Origin of the sequence: Peptacetobacter sp. (genome assembly GCF_029264495.1) — a bacterium.
Lineage (GTDB): Bacteria > Bacillota > Clostridia > Peptostreptococcales > Peptostreptococcaceae > Peptacetobacter.
Genome location: NZ_JARIBH010000011.1, coordinates 1 through 1,127, shown reverse-complemented (window position 1 = coordinate 1,127; position 1,127 = coordinate 1). Strand labels below are relative to the sequence as shown.

1 protein-coding gene is annotated in these 1,127 nt (G+C 28.0%); it reads left to right on the top strand.

Going from position 1 to position 1,127, the window contains the following annotated elements:
• The coding region (locus Q1J78_RS01115) for an N-acetylmuramoyl-L-alanine amidase (RefSeq protein ID WP_300278755.1) at window positions 1-886 on the top strand (886 nt) is incomplete at its 5' end.
• Window positions 887-1,127 lie beyond the last annotated feature (241 nt).

Sequence of the window (1,127 nt, the reverse complement as noted above, 5' to 3'; positions counted from 1 at the left end):
TGGATCAGATAGACATGAAACAAATGCTGCTGTTATAAGAAGATTCTACCCTGAAAAAGATTTAAATGCTTTATTTGTAGCGAAATCAAATGAACTTATAGATGCACTTAGTTGTGGTTCTTTAGCTGCGAGAAAAAATTCTCCTATTCTTATAAATCCAACTAACTATGTGTCAGCTAGACATAAAGATAACTTAAATAGATACAAAACAGAAAGAGTTTATCAAGTAGGTGGAGGAATAACTTCTAAAGTTATGACAACTATAGCAAATAATGTATCAAAACATAATGTTACACCAGATGATGAAACAGGAAATAGTGGTTCTGGTGGAAGAAAAGTAGTACTAGATGCAGGACATGGTGGTTCAGATTCAGGAGCTCCATCAAATGGTAGATATGAAAAAGACTATACTTTAAAAACTACACTAGCAACAAGTGAATATTTAAGAAAAAAAGGTGTTAATGTAGTATTAACAAGAAGTGATGATACATATATCTCATTATCAACTAGAGCAGAAATTTCCAACAGAGTAAAACCAGATTTATTTACAAGTATTCACTATAATTCATTTAATGGTAGTGCAAATGGAACAGAAGTATATTATAATGTAAGAGATAAGAATGGTGGTATAACAAAAACTGCCGCTTCAAATATATTAAATAGAATAGTGAAGAGATTTGGTTTCTTTAATAGAGGAATAAAAGTAAAAACAAATAGCAGTGGAACAGATTATTTAGCAGTTTTAAGACAGAATAAATATCCAGCTTTATTAGTTGAGTGTGCTTTTATAGATAATGAAAAAGATATGCAAAAACTTAATTCAGATGCAAAAATAAAAGACCTTGGAGCAGCAATTGGTGAAGGGATAAATGAAACTATAAAATAATTAAAATTTATTAGAAATCATTAAATACATCTAAGTTAATTCTTAGATGTATTTAATTGATTATTTATAAAATTACGATGCTATTAAATACTTTTTTCTCAAAAGATAGGAGAATTTATAGTATGAAGAAAAAAATTACAGCAATATTGATGATTTTGATTTTAGGCATAATTTATTTATTTTCTGGAAAAGTGATTAATAAATTATACCTAAGAGGCTATGAAAAGGAAAAAATTCAGGG